This window comes from Thermogemmatispora argillosa, from assembly GCF_059696725.1.
In genome coordinates this window covers 865,505-884,822 of record NZ_AP019377.1, presented here as the reverse complement: position 1 = coordinate 884,822, position 19,318 = coordinate 865,505, and the positions used below count along the sequence as shown (strand labels likewise).

The following is a 19,318-nucleotide window of genomic DNA, read 5'->3' as shown; positions in this document are numbered from 1 at the left end:
GCTTATGGCAGGAAGAAAAGGGCATAACATTGCAATTGAAACATTGGCAGACATGCGATGAACTATGAAGGACACGGAAGGCTGCGAGCATCTTTTTCAGACACTCCTCGGATGACTGCTTGCCGGCCTTTCTCAGGTGAGGTGAAGGAATGGAAGAAAAGGGTGGTCGCCGTGCGCGCTGGTGGCAACGAGCATGGCGACGCAACGGTGTGAGGAGTAGGAGAAGCAAACGGCTCAAATGGCTGTCATGGATACAGGCGCGGCGCAGCGGGCTGTTGACGGGCGCCCTTTTGCTGACGTTAATCCTGCTGCTCTTTGGTTTGGCCAGTCAGCTCCAGCCGCCGCCGCTGAACACGACCCCGAGCGGCGTGACGGCGCTCAGCTATAGCGCTTTTGTGAACCAGGTGAAGGCGGGCAGGGTACTGGCTGTAGTCCTGCAGGATCGCTCGCTGTATGGCTTGCTGGTCTCTTCGTCGACCCCCGCCGGGCAGCCGCCTTCTTCGCAGACGCAGGCCACTCAGATTCAAAGCTGGATTCGCTCAATTAGTACCAATGCCAACTACTCGAGCTGGTCCAGCACGCAGACACAGGCGCAAACTGTCGATGCGAGTCGGCAGATCTATACCCGCTTGCCTGACGAGGGCGATCCGCAGCTTATGCCTCTTCTAAATGAAAAACATGTTTTTGTGACAACTCTGCCCTCGGCTTCTAACCCTGTCTGGCTGCAGTGGCTCTGGCACCTGCTCCCTGTCGTAGTGGTGGGCTTGATTCTAACGCTCGTGCTCTTTTCCTTGCGCAATCCACGTCCATTGCGGGCCCTCGATGAGCGCATTACCCGTATGGGGCGGAGCCGGGCGCGGCGTTTCGAGCGGCATTCAAGCCCAGGAGAGCGCAAAACTGAGAGCAACGGCAAAGGAGGTAGCTCGCAGGCCGAGGTGAGCAGCGGGGGAGGAAGCAATGCTCTCGGGGGACGGATGGGGCAGGCCCGCGTGAAAACGGCCCCGCCTGTGACCTTTGCCGATGTGGCTGGCATCGATGAGGTGCGCTCTGAGCTGGAGGAGATCGTCGAGTTCCTGCGCTCTCCCGAGCGCTTCCGGCGTCTGGGGGCTCGCATTCCGCGCGGGGCCTTGTTGGTCGGCCCGCCGGGCACTGGTAAGACGCTCTTGGCCAAGGCTGTCGCTGGGGAGGCCGGGGTCCCTTTCTTCAGCATCAGCGCCTCCGAATTCGTGGAAATGTTTGTGGGTGTCGGCGCCAGCCGCGTGCGCGATCTCTTTGCTGAGGCGCGCAAGTCAGCTCCCTGTGTCATCTTTATCGATGAGATCGATGCGGTGGGGCGCAAGCGCGGTGTCCGTGTCTTCAGCAACGAAGAGCGCGATCAGACCCTCAATCAGCTACTGGTCGAGTTGGACGGCTTCAACGAGCGCGAAGCCGTGATTGTCCTGGCGGCGACCAACCGCGTCGATATTCTGGATCGGGCCTTGCTGCGCCCGGGACGTTTCGACCGTACGATAACGGTCTCCTTGCCGGATCGAGCGGGCCGACAAGCCATTCTGGCAGTGCATACTCGCCGGACGCCGCTGCATGAAGATGTCGATCTGGAGCGCCTGGCGCGTCTGACGACGGGCATGAGTGGGGCCGATCTGGCCAATCTGGTGAACGAGGCGGCTTTAATCGCGGCCCGCCGCGACCTGGAGGCGGTGACGCAGGCTTGCTTTGAGGAGGCCTTGGCGCGCGTGCAGCTGGGAATCCTGCGTCCGTTGGTGATGAGTGAGCAAGAGCGGCGCGTTATCGCTTATCATGAGGGCGGCCATGCCCTTGTCGCCTACCATTTGCCGGAGGCGGACCGTGTGAACTGCGTCACCATCCTGCCGCGTGGCCAAAGCCTCGGCGTGACCCAGTTTGTGGCAGAGGAGGACCGTTATAACTATAGCCGCGAGTACTTGATGGCGCGCATCGCCGTCGGTCTCGGTGGCCGTGTTGCTGAAGAGTTGGTCTTTGGTCCTGAGCGCGTGACCACGGGCGCGGAGAACGATCTGCAGGTGGTAACGGATCTGGCCCGCCGCATGGTAACCCGCTGGGGGATGAGCGAGCAGGTGGGGGTCATCTTTGCCGATCACGGGGCCGAGGAGGTCGGCGCTGCCCTGTCGGCGGTGTCTGCACGCGCGAGCGGAGCAACGCTAGCCCTGGAATCTTCGGCTAGCGCTCGCTTGTTGCCGGCTGCAATCTCCACGAGCAGCGTGGCGCGCCTGCAGGTGCAGGCCAGAGGGGCTGGTCTGGCGGCGGGACGCGGCTTTGGCACTATCAGTACTTCGCTGGCGGCTCTCATCGATGCCGAGGTGCAACGGATTCTGAGCGAGGGCCGGGCACTGGCTCACTCGATCTTGAGCAGGCATTGTGATCAGCTACATCGGCTGGCCGCTGCCTTACTGGAGCGGGAGCATCTGGATCGCTCTGAGTTCGAGGCCCTGCTACGGGAGTCGGAAGAGTAGCCTGTCCGGCTCTGGCCGCCATCTGTTGCGTTGCCTTCTCTCTCCTGAGCGAGACCTAAGAAGCTAAGCGAGGCCCAGAAGAAGGCGATCAGGAAGGCGTAAGCTGGATGAGGCGAGCCTCTCCCCAGCGACCTACCCACTCCCAGTCGGCTGGCGGCTGATCAGGCTCGCTGGCCCTCAAATGAAAGCGATAGTGGTCAGCATCCTGGACAGTGCAGGTGGCCTGCAGGGTTATGCCTCCCCACTGGATTGGTCCCGCCTGGTAGCGGCTACCGGGTCGACGCAAGGACTGGGGCAGCATGGGCCGTACAGTGAGTTGGCCCGCCTCCTCTTCACGCAGACCGAGCAGGTAGCGCAGCAAGAAATGTACGCCCAGCGCTCCCCAGCCGTAGCCCTCAATGCCGGCCGGAACATATTCAAGCGTGGCACCGCTCCAGCGTGCCTGGCGATACTCGCGGGTCACGCCCGGTAAGCCCGCTTCGGGCCTAAAGGAGCGCTGATCAAGATGGCGATAGCCGTCAGCAATAAACTGGCTAGCCAGTTCGGCTGCGACCTCTGGCAGGCCGGCAGCGTCGGTGGCTCCGATAACGGTCAGAGCGACGGGAGGCCAGCAGAGGGGAGCCCAGCCGCCGCTGTGGCTCGGCGGTTGGCGCAGCGCTTCCTGAAGCTGTTCAATCTGTCCCCAGCCAGCCGCGCCGCAGAAGATTGGCGCCAGATGCATGGCGTCCCGCTCGCTCGACCACTGTTGGTTTCTGGCATCATAATCCCGAAACCAGCCATATTGCCACATGCGCCGCGTCTTGACGGTAAATTCGTCGGCGATACGCTGCCACCAGGCAGCCTCAGCCTGCCATTCCGCGCGGCTGAGGGACGGGGCGACGGAGCCAGGCTGCGCCTCATCCTCTTCCTGGGCGAGGAGCGTGGCCCAGCGCGCCATAATCGCCGCGCCTTGGGCCATGCTGGCCTGCAGGTCCACCGGGCGCACGTGTTGAATCAGTGTGCCCCCCGTTTGCTGCGGCCCGAAGCGGCTCGATACATCCTGGCCACTCTCCCACGAGCAGGCATAGACCAGCCAGCCTTCGGCGTCTCGGCGATGTTCCAGCCACCAACGCAGGTAAGCCGCAGCGGCGGGGTAGAGACGGCGGAGCCAGGTGCGGTTACCGCTGCGCCGGAAGAGTAGATCGCAGCAGTAGAGTGGATAGCCCCACTCCGGGGCGGTGCCACAGATCTGCCCGTCATCGGCCACCATGTTGTAGCTGCCGTCCTCACGCATACACGGAAGATTGGCGTGAGGCGCCTGCGTAAAATGGGTCAGGAGCACCTCCTCCGCCAACGCGGGGGCGGCATAGCTCAACGCCAGGGCGTCCAGGGCCGCCTCGGCCAGCACCAGGCGCGGAGCCTGAATCTGCATACCGTCCCACGGCCCTTTCAGCAGGCCACAAGGAGGACGAACGACCATGCGCAGCGTCTCCTGATCATAAATGAAGCCGCGACGCCAGGTCGCTGGCCAATCCCCTGAAAGCTGAGGGGCCCGCGTCCAGAACGCCTCATCTTCGCGCTCGCGCTCCCTCAAAGCCGTCTGAAAGCCTTCCTGTGCCTCGCGCCAACGGCGATAGCTCTCATCGAGAGAGACGCCCCGGGCCAGCAAGAGTAATAAACGGCGCTCCTCACCAGGACCTGCCAGCTCCAACGTACACGGCAGTGTGAGCGTGCGCACCTGCCAGCCGGTCTCTGGGTCAGCCTGCGTGACCGTGGGGGGAACCACAGCGGCCCCGCGCAGGCTGGCGGCCAGCTCAGCCTGAGAGACCGTGTAGATCGCCTCGCCGGGCTGCGGCGCAGGACCCTCGTCGAGAGCCGCCCAGCCGTGAATAAAGACGTCCCCTTCGCTGGCGATTCCCAGCATGGCCAGGTTGCCCCCAGGCAGGGCACGCCCATAAAGACCATGCTCCCACAGACGGCTCGTAAAGGGATTGTGGATATGCTCGTGCTGGATATAGCAGGTCACGCGCAGCTTCGACTCGCGCGTGGTCACCAGCGAGAGCAGGCAGCCAAGCACATGCTCCTCAACCAGAAAATAGACAGCGTGCAACAGCAGATTGTGCGAGGGAACAATACAATTATAGGCGAAGCGGTTCTTTGTATGGAGAGGACTATTCAGGGCACAGCTCTGGCGCTGGAAATCCTGCGGCGTAATAAGCAGGAGATCATCGTCAATGCCCAGCCCGATATTTAAATGAGCACTATATTGGAACTGGTTGCGCACGTAGCTGCCCAGGTTGGGCACATGCCAGCCCATGCCAAGCGGCGGGCGACTGCGGAGCACACCGCTTGGATTCAGCTTCCAGCTATGGAAAGGGTTGTCTAGATACCCATACGGCGTAAAATCATCGCGAGGAACCATCGGTGCCCTGTCCTTTTCTGCTCATCCTCACTGACTGAACGCATCAGCTAGCGGCATCTGCCCCAATGATAGATCGCCGACCGACTCCCCGACAAGCCCCAATAGCAGCCTGCTGCCACCTGCGCATGTCTTCTGTTTGCCTCAGTGCCGCGCCTTGACAGAGTACGATCTCTAACCTATACTTTTCATTGTTACTATATTAATATTAGTAACTGCTGCTCAGTTATTGACTGTCCTGATTTCAGGAAGGGAGGCGAAGCCATGCCCTGGCGCTTCGACCCGGCGCACACCAGCATCGAATTCAGCGCCAAGCACATGATGATCACCACCGTGCGAGGACGCTTCAAGCAATGGACAGGGAGCATCGACCTCGATGAAGCGCACCCCGAAGCCACGCGAGTCAGCATCGAAATCGATGCTAACAGCCTCGACAGCAACCAACCCCAACGTGACGCCCACCTCAAATCTGCCGACTTCCTCGATGTAGAGCACTACCCTACCATCACCTTTACCAGCACGCGCGTAGAGCCGCTCAGCGACACCACAGGCAAACTTTACGGAGACCTCACTATTCGTGGCGTCACCAGGCCTGTGGTACTCGATGTCAGCCTGGAAGGCCGCTCGCGCGACTGGCAGGGCAAGAGGCGCCTGGGCTTCACAGCCACCACCTCGCTCAATCGCAAAGACTGGGGACTCAACTGGAATGTTGCCCTGGAAGCCGGTGGCTGGCTCGTCAGCGATCGCGTTGACGTTTCTATCGAGGCGCAGCTTATCGAAGAGAGTGCAGCCGACCAGGAAAGCCAGGCCCAAACCGTCAGTAGACAGGGATAACAAAAGGCAGGCGAGCCCAGGATGAGGGCCGTGCTCCTGCAACTGGGGCCACGGTCCTTTCCTCTGGCCGGCTCGCCGGCCGTCTGCAGCGATGGGCAGACCCTCGCTAACTAATGAAGTCCTCTGTAAACCAGACCCAACCGCTGGGATCGACATAGACCCCGATGCCCACGCGGTGCAACGTCGTACTAAACAAATGGATGTGGTGCCAGCCTGTAGCTGGCTCATTTGCCATACTCTCCTGAACCTGGTAGACGTTGGTCCACGGGGGATTTGAGGGGCCAGCCAAACCGATATTCTCGCCGCAGTCGGTGAAAGTGAGGCCCTCATTCGCGATGCGTGTGCACTGCGGCAGGCCATCGGGGCAGGTGTGGCTAAAGCCGCAGTGGTACATATTCCAGCTATGCAAGCGCGCGCCAGCGGCCAAAGTAGCGTTCCAGACATACGGATAAAGGCCCTGAGCTGCGCGATCGCTGTTGATTTGCTCAAAGAGCTTTTGGGTGAGATATTGCTCCAGAGTCGTCTGAGGGGGAGGAGGACCATAGGGAGCAGAGGCGCTGACCAACGGCGTGGCCTGCGCGCTGGCGGTTGCCGTAGCATGAGGGGGCGGTGTAGGAGTAGTATGCTGACTGGGGATCAGTACCGTGGGGGTGGGCGTTGCCAGCCGTTCTAGCTGCGTCAGGGTCCCACCGCCGGACGGAGCATGTCCTGCATCGCGCCCAGGCTGAGAGTGATCACCGCCACTCCCTGTGCTGGAACAGGCAGATAGCAGTGATAAGAGCATCAAGAAGCAAATAGCCTTGACAGCGAGCCAATCTCTTCTCATGCTGAACAGCAGCGCTCTATCTCATAGGAATGCCGTTGAGTAGGGAATAGTGTAGCATACCGTCGCGATCGATAGGCACATAGACAAACGCATCTGGTACTTTTGGGGGAAAGGATGAAGTGCAGCATAAGACGAGATGGCCGCTCTGGGGAAAGAAAGCCTAAAAGCGGCACGTTACAACAACCGCAGTGATATCATCGGGCTTAGCCCGGATCGTCAAATGGCGCTCCTCGCGTGAGCGTTGCAAAGAGCGTTCGGCGAGGAGGCGCGCCACAGAAGAGCGCGGACCGGCCTTCAGCAGAGCCCCGATCTCCTCATCGGTCAAATTATCGTGGATGCCATCGGTGCAGAAGAGCACGCGATCGCCAGGGGCGATCAGCGTCTGGTCCACATGAATAGTCGGAGGCAAAGGGCCACCAAGGGCCTGAGTGATGCCGCCGCGCCAGCGGAAGTAGTTCAGCTCCAAATCTGAGAGGTCCTCGAAGCGCATCGCCTGATCGATACGCAGGGCATCGCTATCCTTGAGCACCTTATTTTCCACCAATTTCCCCAAGAGACCGTCATCGGTTGTCAGGCGGCGGAGAGGCTCACCGGGCCTGAGCAAGTAGATACGGCTGTCGCCGACGTGGGCATAAAACAGCAAGGCTCCGGGCGCATTCGAGAGAGGGCAAAAGATGCCGAGGGCCACGGTTGTGGCCAGATCATCGGTACCAGCCAACTGGGCGCCTTCCGTACGGATCTGCTCGTCAGCCTCTTCCAGCACCTCGCGCAAGTAGCGGCCAAGCTCCTGATGGTGATTTCCCTCCTGGTCGAGCAAGAGGCCACCGGGGTAACGTTGCTGGAGGCGGCGCATTACCGTTTTCCAGCCCTGATGCGTGCAACGAGCTGCAATACGGGCTGCAATTTCGCCGGCGGCACTGCCCCCAACGCCGTCAAAGACAGCAGCCAGACCGGTTGAGGCATCAGCAATAAAACTATCCTCGTTGTGCTCGGGGTGCCTCTCACAGGGGATGCTACAAGCCGAGAAAACAAAGCGGGTTGGCTCAGAGGCGGCACCGGTCTGACGCCGGCGGCCTCTTGCATGTGGCATTGTAATCAATGACTCCTTCAGCTCCACTCCACGGCTTGATCTCGACATAGTGATACAGGCCAGTACTGGACGGATCTGGTGCCGGCCTGGTGGCTTAACCGCGGGCCTGAGTCGCTGCCGGTCGGCGCTCAGCGGCGCCGACTGCGCGACCGCGCTTCTCCGCCCTGGAGAGCCACGCGGCGGACCGGAGCTTCTCGGTATCCAGTTGTCCAGATCAACAGGGACCAATCCCCCGCAGTGGGCGCGAGCGACGTCGCACCCTACCAGACGAGGGATGGCGAGGGAAATTGTCCCTTGATCGCGCTTACGCTAATTATAGTATGCTATCCCTGTCTGGTCAACTGCTTACGCAAATACGAGACAGAAGCGCTGTGAAAACAAGGCCAACAATGTAGGCAGAGGCTCCTCTCCTCGCTCTGGCCCTGCCCTTGAGCTGCGCCGGCAAGGGAGCGGCAAAAGCGTGCGACCCGACCTGATCAGCCGCCTCCGGGCCCTCTCTCTGGCCAACGGCGCAAACGATTAATTACGCTGGCAGCAGTCCGGCCAGGCGCAGGAAGTTTTCAAAGACCAGACGTGTGTGCTGGAGATAAAGCGGATAGAAGCGGGCGCGCTCCTGCTCCAGGCGCTCAATGGCATCCGGTCCCAGCAGCTCGATGATTTCTTCCCGGTAGCCGGGAGTATAGAGCCACATATCCAGCATGGCGGGCGTCAGCTCGATATGATATTGCAGCCCATAAGCGCGGCGTCCATAGCGGAAGGCTTGATGAGGCGTACCCGGGCTGGTGGCCAGCAAGACGGCGCCTGCAGGCAGCGTAAAGACATCCTCATGCCAGTGGATTACCTGCTGATAGCCTGGCAAGCCTGCAAACAGCGGATCGCGCCGCCCGGCTTCGGTCAACTGCACCTGATAGAAGCCCAGTTCGACGAAATCGTGTCGCTTGACTTCCGCTCCCAATACATTCGCAAGCAGTTGTCCACCGAGGCAGATCCCGAGCAGCGGAATGTCCTGCTCGACGGCCTGGCGAATGAGCGTCTGCTCCTGGCGAAGGTAAGGATAGCGATCCTCCTCGCCCACGTGCTGCGGCCCGCCCATCACGAGCAGAGCGCCGTAGCCCTCTAGCGTATCTGGCAAAGGCCCCTGCTCGGCCTGCACCGTGTCGCAGGCGATACCATGCTCAGCCAGAAGCTCCGCCAGATAGCCGGGAGGATCATCCCAGATCTGCTGAATGGCCAAGACGCGCCTGGGTGGGCGCTGCTGTTCGATCTGCTCCATTGTCCGCGTTCTCTGCCTCTCCTCTCTGCCTCAAGCGCTCGCAAGCGGCTCTCCCCAGGAAGGGCGCCCGGGCTGAGCGCTTGTGGCTGCCTGATCCGGCTTCGTGCAAGATCGCCCGTTGCTTCTTTGAAGACTATAGCTGAGAAAGGGGCCTGGGGTCAAGTTTTGGCCGAGAGCCTCTCGACCGGAGCGGCTAGGGCTAAGTCCGCCTCTGCCACCTGCTCGGCTCTTGCCCTCGCTGCCTGCCTCGGAGCTAACGGTTGTTATGCTATGTAATGTCTTGTATTATTTTGTTTCAGAATGTATACTATGTAACAGGGGTGTGTGCTTTTCCTCACCGCTTGCTGCAACGTTAGCCCTGACACCAAAGGGGGTCATGTATGGGTAAACGCATACCTTCCTGCTGTCGCCTGGTGCTACCCTTCATCCTGACTCTGCTACTCCTCTTTGTTGTTGCCCCTGATGTGCATGCTGCTCATGCCCAGGGCCTGAAACTGGTAGGGCCAAAGAAGTACTACCTTGTCCTGGGGAACTCCCTCGCCTTTGGCTTCCAGCCTGACCTTGACTTCACGCATGGCTACAGTAACTACTTTTTCCAGGATCTGAAGGCGCATGGTACCACTAACATGGTCAACCTGGCCTGTCCAGGCGAGACCAGCGTGACCTTCCTCAATGGTAAGTGTCCCTTCCCCTTCCTGCGCAAGTATCCCTATCTCGGTTCGCAACTGAATGCCGCTCTCAACTTCTTGCGGGCTCATCCGGGCCAGGTTAGCCCGGTGACTCTTGACATCGGGGCGAATGATGTCTTGCCCTATCTCAACCCTCTGACGTGCGCTATTGATACCACCGGCAGCAACAGCGCTCTGCAGACCCTGGACTACAATCTGCGTCAGGTGATCCTCCCACAATTGCGGGCGGCTCTCACTGTGAACGGGCAGGTGACGGGCGATCTGATTGTGATGAACTATTATGATCCCTATCAGAATAGCTGCCCCAACACGGTGCCCTATACCCAGCAGCTTAACCAGCATCTGGCCAGCGATGTCCAGGGATTTGGCGTGCTCGTCGATGTCTTCTCAGCCTTCGGCGGTGCCGCTGTTCCCAATAACAACATCTGCAGCTATACCTGGATGTGTAGCGTTTTCCACGATATCCATGCAACCGACAAGGGCTATCAGGTGATTGCTCAGGCCTTTGAGCAGACCGTCGGCTACTAAACTGCGCGGCTGTGCGCTCGCTCGCCTGCTAGCGGACCAGCCACTCTCTAGATGGCCTGCTCTTGCTGCCTCCTCTTAGCTCAGCCCTGCCCTACTCTCCTGGTCCTGCTCGTTTCTCCACTGCTGAGAAGCTGAGGAGGAACCTGGCGGAGTAATGGAAAGGAGGAGCTTGCTCTCTCCGCAATTCGACTGGCGGACAGGTCTGCAGCGTGTTGCGCAACGACCTGCGAGGAGAGACACCCCCTGCTGTTGACCTGTCCGTCTCCCCTTCCCGCGCCGTTCCGCTGGCTGTCTCGCTCTCTTCCTTCGCCGGCTGCCCGCTGCCAGGGCCTGGCTCGCTTCAATCCAGGTTCGTCCTCTCGCCCCTACAAGGGTGTATAATAAAGGCGCGCTCTTCCCTGGTGTTCCCTGATGTCGGATAGAAACGTTCTAGCCTGCAGAAAGGAAGGCCGTGGAGGCGCTGTCGATGCCTGCTCTGGCTGGCCTGACAATGGCGCCTGGGCGCTAGAGCGCCGACGCGCTCGCTGGCGCTGGTAGCGCTCTGGAGTCGTTCGGGGTGCTGTAGCGGTGGCGCTCCCGACTGGATGGACCAGAAGGAGGGAGTTTCTGTTCTGGCTATGGAGGCTCCGATTAAGTTGTTGCTGGTTGATGATCACGGTCCCCTGCGCCAGGCCCTGCGCGAGGGCCTGGAGGCTACGGGCGCTGTTCAGGTGGTAGGCGAAGCTGCCACGGGGCGTGAGGCGGTGGCGCGCGCCCTTGAGCTGGATATGGATGTTATTCTTATGGATGTGCAGCTCCGTGATCCTGCCGTGGGTCGCAAGGCAATGAGCGGTGTGGCGGCGGCGGTCGCTATTCGCCGTGAACGCCCGCGCATGCCTGTGGTCTTTTATTCGATTCAGGATGACGATGAATACTATCGTGAATTCCGGGCTTCGGGTATTCTAACACACTACGCTTACGTGCGTAAAAGCAATTACCTCTTACCCAGTATGCTGGTGCCGTTGCTGCGCGATGCTATCAGCGGACGCAGCTTTGTCGATCCCGAGATTGAGGATCGGGTCCAGGAGGTGCGTAGCCTGGATGAGCAGTCGCCGCGCGCCTTGCTGGAGCCGAACGAGCTGCGCGTTGCCGAGCTGTTGGCGCAAGGCATGACCAATGAGCAGATTGCGGCCCGTCTGAATCTGCACGACAAGCGGGCGGTAAGCCGCACCAATGGCCGCATTTACGCTGCCTGGGGGCTGAGCGAGTCGGCGGTTGATGAGAAAGTGGCGCGGGCACGGGCAACGCTGATCTATACGCTCAATCGCATGATTATCTGGGATGAGCAGGGGGTGGCCTACGTGCAGAATCGCAAGGGTGAATGGGTGCCATTCTATAATGAAGAGCATGAAGGAGAGAAAACCTCTTCTTAGCCGAGCCTGCTGGACTGTCTGTCTGGACTGAGGGAAACAATGACCCTTGAGACACTCCTTGCCCCGGTCACCTTATTGCGCACGCTGACGCTGGCGGTCTCGATCTTTAATCTGGTGACTTTCCTGTGGCTGGCAAGTACGGTCTGGTTAAACGGTGATCATTGTGCGCGCATCACCTTATGGGGGGTAGTCGGGCTGGCGCTGAGCGCGCTCTTTTTCTTTCTGCATGCGCTACTGATTACGCTGCCGCTTGATCAGCCGGCGCTGCGTCCTCTGCTCAACCTGCTCTGGCAGGCGGTCTGGTTCCCGGCGCTGTGGGTTCCCTATATCTGGTTTGCCATTGGGTTGCACTACGCCTCGCTGATCAATGCCGGCTGGCGGCGGCGGATTCCCTGGCTGCTCGCGCTAGGGGCCGTTCTCGGGATGGCCCTGCTCTTCCTGTTGCTGGTCAACCGTCAGACCTTCACCTTTGTTGAGACGCTGCAACTCCTGGCCTATGGTACGCCGCCGCCCAGCGCTGGCCGCGCCTGGATTTCACCGCTCTTTCTGTTGCCGCTGCTCTTTCTGGTCTATGTGGGTTTCTGTGCCATTGGCCCCTGGTTTACTTCCAGCCGCATTCAACAGGTGGTCGTGGCTGGCTGGCGCGCCCTGGGGGCGAGCCTGCGCGCGCGAAGCGCGGGAAAGAGCCGGCCTTTGCTGCGGCGGGCCCTGCTCGAAGCGTTCTGGGACGATCCTGCCGAGATAGAGCTATTGGAGGAGCCGCAGCTCTCGTGGCACCTGGCGCGCCCGGCCTTGCTGCTGGCGGCCTTGCTGATGGTGGCCCTGACCATCGGCCTGGGGCTGGCTGGCCTGTGGTCGATGGGGCGCTGGCTTGGGCGGGGGGCGCCGCTGGTGGCTATGCCGTCTTTGCGGGCGATCCCGCCCGGCCTGCTCTTGCTCGATCTGGTGGCCAATCTGGTGGTCGCCTTGATCATTCTGGTCATCGGCTACTCGATTGTGCGGCATGGCATTCTGATCGAGCGCCCGCTACCCCGACGCGGCTTCTTCGAGCAGTGGCGCGGGATCGTCATTGTCGCCACGGCGGTGGCGCTCTTCATCGCGCTGCTTGTCTCGCTGACACACAGCAATCTGAGCGAACTGCTGTGCATTACCTGCCTGGCGACGGTCGCCTATGCGCTCTTTACCTGGAGTAGCTATCGTGCGCATGACCGTTATATTGCCTTGCTGGGCCGCTTTTTGCGTAGTACCAGCCTGCGTCACTGGCTCAATACGAGCGCCGAGAAGAGCGAGCGTGAGCTAGAGAGCCTCTTTTTCTCGCTCTGTCAGAGTGTGCTGGCCGTGCGCTGCGCCCAACTGGTGATTCTGGCTGGCCCGATGCGTCGCACCTTTCGCTATCGCTGGCCGGCTGATGCCTACTTCAGTGGGAGCGAGCCGCCACGCCGCGCTGAGGGAATGGCGAGCGGGGAAACCGAGGCCCTGGTGACCCTGGTACCGCGGCGCCCACCAGGAGGACGCGGCGCCGGTACGCCTCTGGCCTATCGCTTGCGTCTGCGCCTGGCCAGCGGCGAGCCGCTGATCTGTTGGGTCATGCCTCTCTACGATGAGCGTGGGCTGGTGGCGACTCTCTTTTTGGGACCGCGCGAGGACGGTGGCACTTTTACTAAGGAAGATATGAATCTGGCTCAGGCCTGTGGACAGCGTATTCTCGATACGATTGGTGATCATGAGGCGATGCAGGCTGTTGCGGCTTTGTTGCGGCGCCGCATTGTCGATGTGAAGTTGCTGGGCGCCCAGCAGCGCCGGATTCTGCATGATGAGATTCTTCCACAGATGCATCTGGCCTTGCTGCATCTGGAGACGCTGCGGGCGCTGACAGGCCAGGCGGGTCAGGAAGCGGCTCGCAAGGCGCTGGAGGAGGCGGTGAGGCTGGTGAGCGAGTCCCATCGCCAGTTGGCAGCCCTGATGCGCGCAACGACGCCCGGCGCTCCCTACCGCCTGGAGCGTGAGGGCCTGGTCCAGGCTATTCGAACTATGCTGGAGCAGGATTTTCATGATGCCTTCGATGAGGTCCGTTGGCTGGTGGATGAGGAGACCGCGGCGCGCATCGATGAGGTGACTCCGCCTGCTATTGCCGAGCTGATCTTCGCCGCCGTCCAGGAGGCTCTGCGCAACGCCGCCCGCCACGCGCGTGGGAGCGATGTGCATCGCCGCCTGAGCGTAACGCTTCAGGCTCGCTGTGGCCCCGATCTGGAGGTGGTGGTGGCCGATGATGGGGTGGGGATCGCTGCCGCCGATGCTGCTACCAGCGGCACCGGTGGCGGTCTGCTGACTCATAGCGCGCTCCTGGCTATTGCCGGCGGCAGCTTGACGATTAAGAGCGCCCCGGGCGAGGGCGTGACGGTGCGTATCTATCTACCCGCTCAGGCTTTGCTCTGACTGATAGCGGGTTGGCTGGCTCGGGCTCTCCTCACTTCACGCTCCTCGCCCGCTGCAGGGTCGCTTGGGCCGCTGTGCCACTCCTGCTGGCCTTTCTTGCGCGCTGACCCGCTGCTGTTTACCCGGTTATGGCTCTGCTTATGTTCTGCCACGTTGTTCTGATCCGCGTCGGCTTTCCTCTTCTGCTTTCCCCTAAATCTTCAGGCCAGGCGGTTCTATATAATGTGAAGACAAGCTTTCCTTTTGCTGCCAAAAGACATCCATAATGAAACCTCTCTCTGCTTCTCTTTATTGACTTTCTCCAGAAAATATGTTATCCGTGTTATATACTATAATTACAATATTGCTCTATAAAGAGAGCGAAGGAGAGAGTGAGATGCCAACACTGGACGACCTGATCGCTGAAGCTGCCCTCAGAAAGACTGAGCTTGCCCGCGAGACGGGCATTGCTCCGGCAACCATCACCCGCATCAGCCACGGTGGCCCGACAACGCGCGTCACCGTTAATAAGATCCTCAAGGTGCTAGAGCGTCATCTAGGCCGGCGCATTGAGATCGAGCACGTAGAGGGGCTCAATATCACCAAATAGCGGCCAGGCCTGTCCACAGAGCAGAGAGGTGTGATCATGGTTTCCCTGATTTACCGCTTACCTCGGAGAGCAGTTACTGTAGTCGCCTTCTTGGCGCTCGGAGCCGACTGGCGCGAACCGGGCTAGACGCGAGGCAAAGCAGGGGTAAGGCTACGTCGCTAGCCTGCCCCGTGATAGGGAAAGCCGCGCCCTGGTCGGCGGCCTGACAGGCGCTGCGACCAGTGAGACGAGCGCTCTATTTCGCCTCGCCTGCCCCTGGCTCTGGCAGCGGCTGGCAGGCGAGGCCTCTACTCCTGCTCACCTCTATCCAGGCCACGTCTCCTCGATATTCCTCTCAATCAAATTATTTATAATTTTGCGCTTTCGGAGTCATAGCACGGTATTCTAAAATAAGTTGAAGCATAGGGCTTCAATTCGTGGGATTCGGACTTGTGACGTCTGCCGGCCTGAGCAAAGCGACAGGTCTCTGAAGGTGGCCCCTGCGACGTCTTTTTCTCAGAAGGATCTCGCCATCGCTGGCGAAGAAAGAAAGTATGCCTGCCAGAGCGCATGTCCTGACTGCTGGCGTCTGCCAATCAGGACAGCGCTGAGGCAGCAAAAATGAGGAGAGAAGCCATGATCCTGATCACAGGTGCAACTGGCTTTATTGGAAGGCACCTGGTGCAGCGGCTCGTAGAGCGCGGCGAGCGACCGCGCTGTCTGGTACGCAACATCAGCCGTGCGGCCAAGCTCCTACCGGCGGAGAAAGTCGAGCTGGTCGAAGGGGCAACCACCCTTGCATTCACATTGGAGCCGGCCCTGCGTGGCGTTGACACGGTCATTCATGCTGCCTTCATGACTGCCGACCGCAAGCAATCAGCCGGCAATACCTATGAGGGGACGAATGTGATCGGCACCACCAACCTGGTCAATGCGGCCCTGGCTGCTGGGGTTCGGCGCATGATAGAACTCAGCGGCCTGGGGACGAAGCCCGATCGACCCGGCAGTTATATGCAAGGGCGCTATCTGGCTGAGGAGGTTCTCAAAAAGAGCGCCCTCGCCTGGACCATTGTGCAGCCCTCTGTGCTCTTCGGGAAAGGCGCCCCTTTCTTCAAAGGCCTGGCTGATTTGATCCGCAGTGCGCCTGTAGTTCCCCTGATCGGCGGTGGCTCGCTGCGCTTTCAGCCGATCTACGTCGAAGATGTGGTCACTGTCATTCTGCGCCTGCTTGACGATCCCGAAGGCAGCCGCAACCGCACCTTTGTCATTGGCGGACCCGAGTATTATACCTTTGCCCAGATTATTGATCTCCTCATGCAGACCCTGCAGGTGCGGCGTGCCACGCTGCCGATGCCGCTCTTTCTGGCTCACATTGGGGCCACGGCGATGGAGCTGGTGCTACCCAAGCCACCGATTACCCGTGCGGCTCTGACCCTCTTTACCTTCGACAACGTCACGGCCCTCGATGCGGTCGAGCGTCAATTTGGGTTCCAGCCTCTCTCGTGGCGGAGCTATCTGGCCCAAACTGGCAAGGACGGCCTCTAATCTCCGCGGAGCCAGAGCCGCCTGAACAAGGCCAGGCTGCCAGAGCCTCAGTGATCTCGGCGGGCCTCGGTCCGGCTCTGGCCTGCCTGGGCTAGCTGGACAAGGGTGCTGACGCTTCTGCTTATCTAGCTGCTCGCCTGAAAGTGGCTCCCTTCTCTCTCCCCTCACCACCTTGGGGGACAAGGGAATCTCTCTCTGTTTGCTCTACCCCTGTGCTATAATAAGGCTGCGTTGCGAAGAGAGGCATCTTCATCTGTATCATTTTCTGGCTGCTTCGGAGGGAGGGACGCACAGTGTTGAAGGACCTGGGGGAGGAGCTGCACTCGCTGAGCGAGGCCCTGAAGCGTATTTCTAGCCAGTTACATGAGCACACGCGTGAGCTGGAGCGAGCTGTGGAGGGGACCTATGCTCATGATCTGAGCGATCCGCGGGTTCAACTCCTCAGTAAGACACTGATGGTCAGTCGCCGCGCTGATCTTGACTTATCGCGCCTGAGTCAGCGTCTGCTGAGCTTACGGGAGAGGCTGGCCAACCATGAGGCAGCAGCTCTGGAGCGTGAGCATGAGGAGCTGCGCAGCAGCATTACCGTCCTCAAGCGCGAGCGCCACGAGCTGGAGACACTCTATGAGATTGCGCGTACCCTCAATTCAACGCTGGAGTTCGACGAGGTCTTGCGCCTGGTCATGGACCAGGTGATCAGCTTTGTCGGTGCCGAGCGGGGCTTTCTGGTCTTGCTCAACGAACAGGGCGAGCTGGAGTTTAAGATTGCGCGCACCAAGGACGCCCGCAGTCTGGAACGTGACGCCTTTAATCTGGGCATCAGCCAAAGCACGGTCAATCGCGTCGTTCAGACGCGCCAGCCGATCTTGACCAGCGACGCTCAGGAAGACCAGGATCTTAAAGATCAGCGCAGCATCATCGAAAATCGCATCCGCTCAATCATGTGCGCCCCGCTCGTGGTGCGCGATCGCTGTATTGGTGCTGTCTACGTTGACAGCCGCATCAGTGCTAATCTCTTTGGCCACCAGCAGCGTGATTTGCTCTTTGCCTTCTGTCATCAGGCGGCCATTGCCATTGACAATGCTCGCCTCTTCGCCGATCTGCAGCGCACTCTGCGCCAGGTCAACGAAGACAAGCAATACATGGATAACATCTTTGCCTCGATTGCCAACGGAGTGATCACCACTGATCCCGAGGGGGTGATCACGACCTTCAATCGAGCGGCAGGCGCGATTCTGAAGCTTGACGAGCGCTCGGCCCTGGGCAGGCACTACCGCGAGGTGCTGGCGGCTCGCCCGGAGCTGGGCCTGATCGATCTCCTGCAAGATGCGCTGGTGCACCACGAGCATGGCACGCGCGTGCCGGCGGCCTTCGAGGGGGAGGTTGCGGGACTGGGCTGGGTCAATATGAATTTCTATGTGAGTGCGCTGCGCGATGAGCATGGCCACCATATCGGTACCGCCCTGGTCATCGACGATCGGACCGATCTGAAGCGCGCTCAGGCCGAGGCCCGTGAGATCAAATCGCTCTTTGGGCGCTACGTGCATCCCAGCGTGGTCAAGCGCCTGATCGAAGATCCGCGCTCGCTCAAGCTGGGCGGTGAGACGCGCGAGATCACGGTGATCTCTGCCGACCTGCGTGGCTATACAACGCTGGCCGAGCGCCTCCCGCCGGAGCAAACGATGAACTTGCTCAATAATTATCTCGACTTGATGGTAGAAGCGGTCTGGGATGAAGGGGGCACGCTAACGGCTTTCTGGGGCGACGAGCTGATGGCCATTTTCAATGCTCCCTTGGAGCAGGAGGATCACCCACTGCGGGCGGTGCGGGCGGCCTGGAAGATGCGTCAGGCGATTCTGGACTATTGTCAGCGCCACCCTAACGAGGTGCCGGTGAAGTTCGGCATTGGCGTCAATACTGGCCTGGCCATTGTAGGCAATATCGGTTCGCGTGGGCGTCTCCAGAACTATACGGCCATCGGCGATACCGTCAACGTGGCCGCTCGTCTGCAGTCCCACGCTGACGACAACAATATTTTTCTGAACGCTTCGACCTTCTATCGTGTGCGCCAGCATGTGCGGATCGATCATGTTGGCACTCTAACGGTCAAGAATCGCTCCGAGCCGCTGGAGGTCATGCGCCTGACGGGCGTTTACAGCCTGTCTGGCTCCGGCTCACGCCAGACCTCACCCTGAGCGTGCCGCTGGCCTCCCTCGGTCCCCAGTGGCGATCTACCCTAGGAGGCGCAGGCCGGGGGCAGCTCTTTGCACAAGATGAAGCCTCGCTGGGGCATGCGCACGAAGCCAAACCATTCGTAGAGGCGATGAGCGCGCCGGTTATCCTCCTGGGTGTTCAGCATGATGCGGCGCACGCGCTCACGGGCAAAGAAGTTGATCGCCTCGGCCATCAGGCGGGCGCCGATGCCCTGTCCATTAAAGGCTGGATGGACAGCGATGCGGATCAGGTAGCCGTAGCCCTCATCGACGGTATTAAACTGATAGCCGACAATACGTCCTGCCAGCTCTGCCACGACAAAGTAAGGATGAGTAGCGGCGATGTCGGCGAAGGCCAGGGCATCGTAGCGCCAGAGCGGCGCGAAGCAGAGCCGCTCGATCTCGCAGAGAGCTTCAAAGTCGCTGCTCTGCACGCTGCGTACATGGACTGCCTGATTCCCGTGCGTGGGGATCTGATAATCGAACTTGTCATAGGCATAGAGCAAGCTGTGGGGGGCGAAGCCTCGCCTGAGCAGGGGGGTGCGCAGCCAATCCTGTTCCTGGTCGTTGCCTGAGTAGTAGAGCTGCCTCACACCGCGGGCTTGCAGACGAGGCTGCAGATAGTCAAGCAGCCTGTCGAGATGGTCGAAAGCGTGCCGGTGTTCTCCCCAGCTCACGCCAAAGCCGCCGATCCAGGCGACGGGCGGGTTCAGAGCCTGCGAGAGCAAAAAGCTTTCCAGATGCTCGGCATGGAAAAGACCGCAGGCAGGATAATGCTCCAGCAGGAGCGGCAGCTCCTGGGGGGTGAAACGCTGGTAGACGTAGTCTGAGAAGAACAGCAGCTTCTGGACGTGGGCGAGATCACAGGAGGTCAGAGGGCGCACGTGCTGCGAAGCTGGCTGCATGGGGCCTCCTTGGTAGTGATGGCGTCATTGCCCTGTCTCGCTCCTTCCTGTTCTTCTGGTCTCGTATCGCCTGAACTGAGCCGGGGCTGTCCGATCCAACTATTGACAGCAA

13 protein-coding genes are annotated in these 19,318 nt (G+C 60.3%); 8 read left to right on the top strand and 5 right to left on the bottom strand.

Annotated features, from left to right (window positions below):
• Positions 1–149: 149 nt before the first annotated feature.
• On the top strand, positions 150–2,489 hold the full coding sequence (gene ftsH, locus AC6H1L_RS03515) for an ATP-dependent zinc metalloprotease FtsH (protein ID WP_497600168.1): 2,340 nt from the start codon (positions 150–152) through the stop codon (positions 2,487–2,489).
• 88 nt (positions 2,490–2,577) lie between these two features.
• Here ftsH and AC6H1L_RS03510 read toward each other — a convergent pair whose 3' ends face one another.
• Complete coding sequence (locus AC6H1L_RS03510) at positions 2,578–4,890, bottom strand: MGH1-like glycoside hydrolase domain-containing protein (protein WP_497600167.1); 2,313 nt, start codon at positions 4,888–4,890, stop codon at positions 2,578–2,580.
• Positions 4,891–5,151: 261 nt separating this feature from the next.
• On the opposite strand from AC6H1L_RS03510, the gene AC6H1L_RS03505 reads away from it, so the two are divergent.
• Complete coding sequence (locus AC6H1L_RS03505) at positions 5,152–5,721, top strand: YceI family protein (RefSeq protein WP_497600166.1); 570 nt, start codon at positions 5,152–5,154, stop codon at positions 5,719–5,721.
• A gap of 106 nt (positions 5,722–5,827) precedes the next feature.
• Here AC6H1L_RS03505 and AC6H1L_RS03500 read toward each other — a convergent pair whose 3' ends face one another.
• The 3 genes from AC6H1L_RS03500 to AC6H1L_RS03490 form a co-directional block, all read right to left on the bottom strand.
• The gene (locus tag AC6H1L_RS03500) at positions 5,828–6,505 is read right to left on the bottom strand and encodes a CAP domain-containing protein (protein ID WP_497600165.1); all 678 of its coding nucleotides are present in this window, start codon (positions 6,503–6,505) and stop codon (positions 5,828–5,830) included.
• A 202-nt stretch (positions 6,506–6,707) separates the two neighbouring features.
• Positions 6,708–7,637 (bottom strand): PP2C family protein-serine/threonine phosphatase, encoded by a 930-nt coding sequence (locus AC6H1L_RS03495; protein ID WP_497600164.1) that lies wholly within the window; start codon positions 7,635–7,637, stop codon positions 6,708–6,710.
• Between the two features lie 523 nt (positions 7,638–8,160).
• The gene (locus AC6H1L_RS03490) at positions 8,161–8,910 is read right to left on the bottom strand and encodes a type 1 glutamine amidotransferase (protein ID WP_497600163.1); all 750 of its coding nucleotides are present in this window, start codon (positions 8,908–8,910) and stop codon (positions 8,161–8,163) included.
• A 380-nt stretch (positions 8,911–9,290) separates the two neighbouring features.
• On the opposite strand from AC6H1L_RS03490, the gene AC6H1L_RS03485 reads away from it, so the two are divergent.
• The 6 genes from AC6H1L_RS03485 to AC6H1L_RS03460 all read left to right on the top strand — a co-directional run bounded on the left by AC6H1L_RS03485 (position 9,291) and on the right by AC6H1L_RS03460 (position 18,283).
• Entirely contained in the window at positions 9,291–10,127 is an 837-nt protein-coding gene (locus AC6H1L_RS03485; RefSeq protein WP_497600162.1) for an SGNH/GDSL hydrolase family protein, read from the top strand.
• Between the two features lie 617 nt (positions 10,128–10,744).
• Positions 10,745–11,539: a response regulator gene (locus AC6H1L_RS03480; protein ID WP_497600161.1), complete on the top strand. Its 795-nt coding sequence runs from the start codon at positions 10,745–10,747 to the stop codon at positions 11,537–11,539.
• 39 nt (positions 11,540–11,578) lie between these two features.
• Complete coding sequence (locus AC6H1L_RS03475) at positions 11,579–13,975, top strand: sensor histidine kinase (RefSeq protein WP_497600160.1); 2,397 nt, start codon at positions 11,579–11,581, stop codon at positions 13,973–13,975.
• Positions 13,976–14,351: 376 nt separating this feature from the next.
• Positions 14,352–14,564, top strand: a complete 213-nt coding sequence (locus AC6H1L_RS03470; protein ID WP_376793931.1) for a helix-turn-helix domain-containing protein — start codon at positions 14,352–14,354, stop codon at positions 14,562–14,564.
• A 615-nt stretch (positions 14,565–15,179) separates the two neighbouring features.
• Positions 15,180–16,088 carry an NAD(P)H-binding protein gene (locus AC6H1L_RS03465; protein ID WP_497600159.1) on the top strand — a complete coding sequence of 303 codons (909 nt, stop codon included), beginning with the start codon at positions 15,180–15,182 and terminating at the stop codon, positions 16,086–16,088.
• A 293-nt stretch (positions 16,089–16,381) separates the two neighbouring features.
• Entirely contained in the window at positions 16,382–18,283 is a 1,902-nt protein-coding gene (locus AC6H1L_RS03460; protein WP_497600158.1) for an adenylate/guanylate cyclase domain-containing protein, read from the top strand.
• Between the two features lie 41 nt (positions 18,284–18,324).
• Here AC6H1L_RS03460 and AC6H1L_RS03455 read toward each other — a convergent pair whose 3' ends face one another.
• On the bottom strand, positions 18,325–19,206 hold the full coding sequence (locus AC6H1L_RS03455) for a GNAT family N-acetyltransferase (RefSeq protein WP_497600157.1): 882 nt from the start codon (positions 19,204–19,206) through the stop codon (positions 18,325–18,327).
• Between the last annotated feature and the right edge of the window lie 112 nt (positions 19,207–19,318).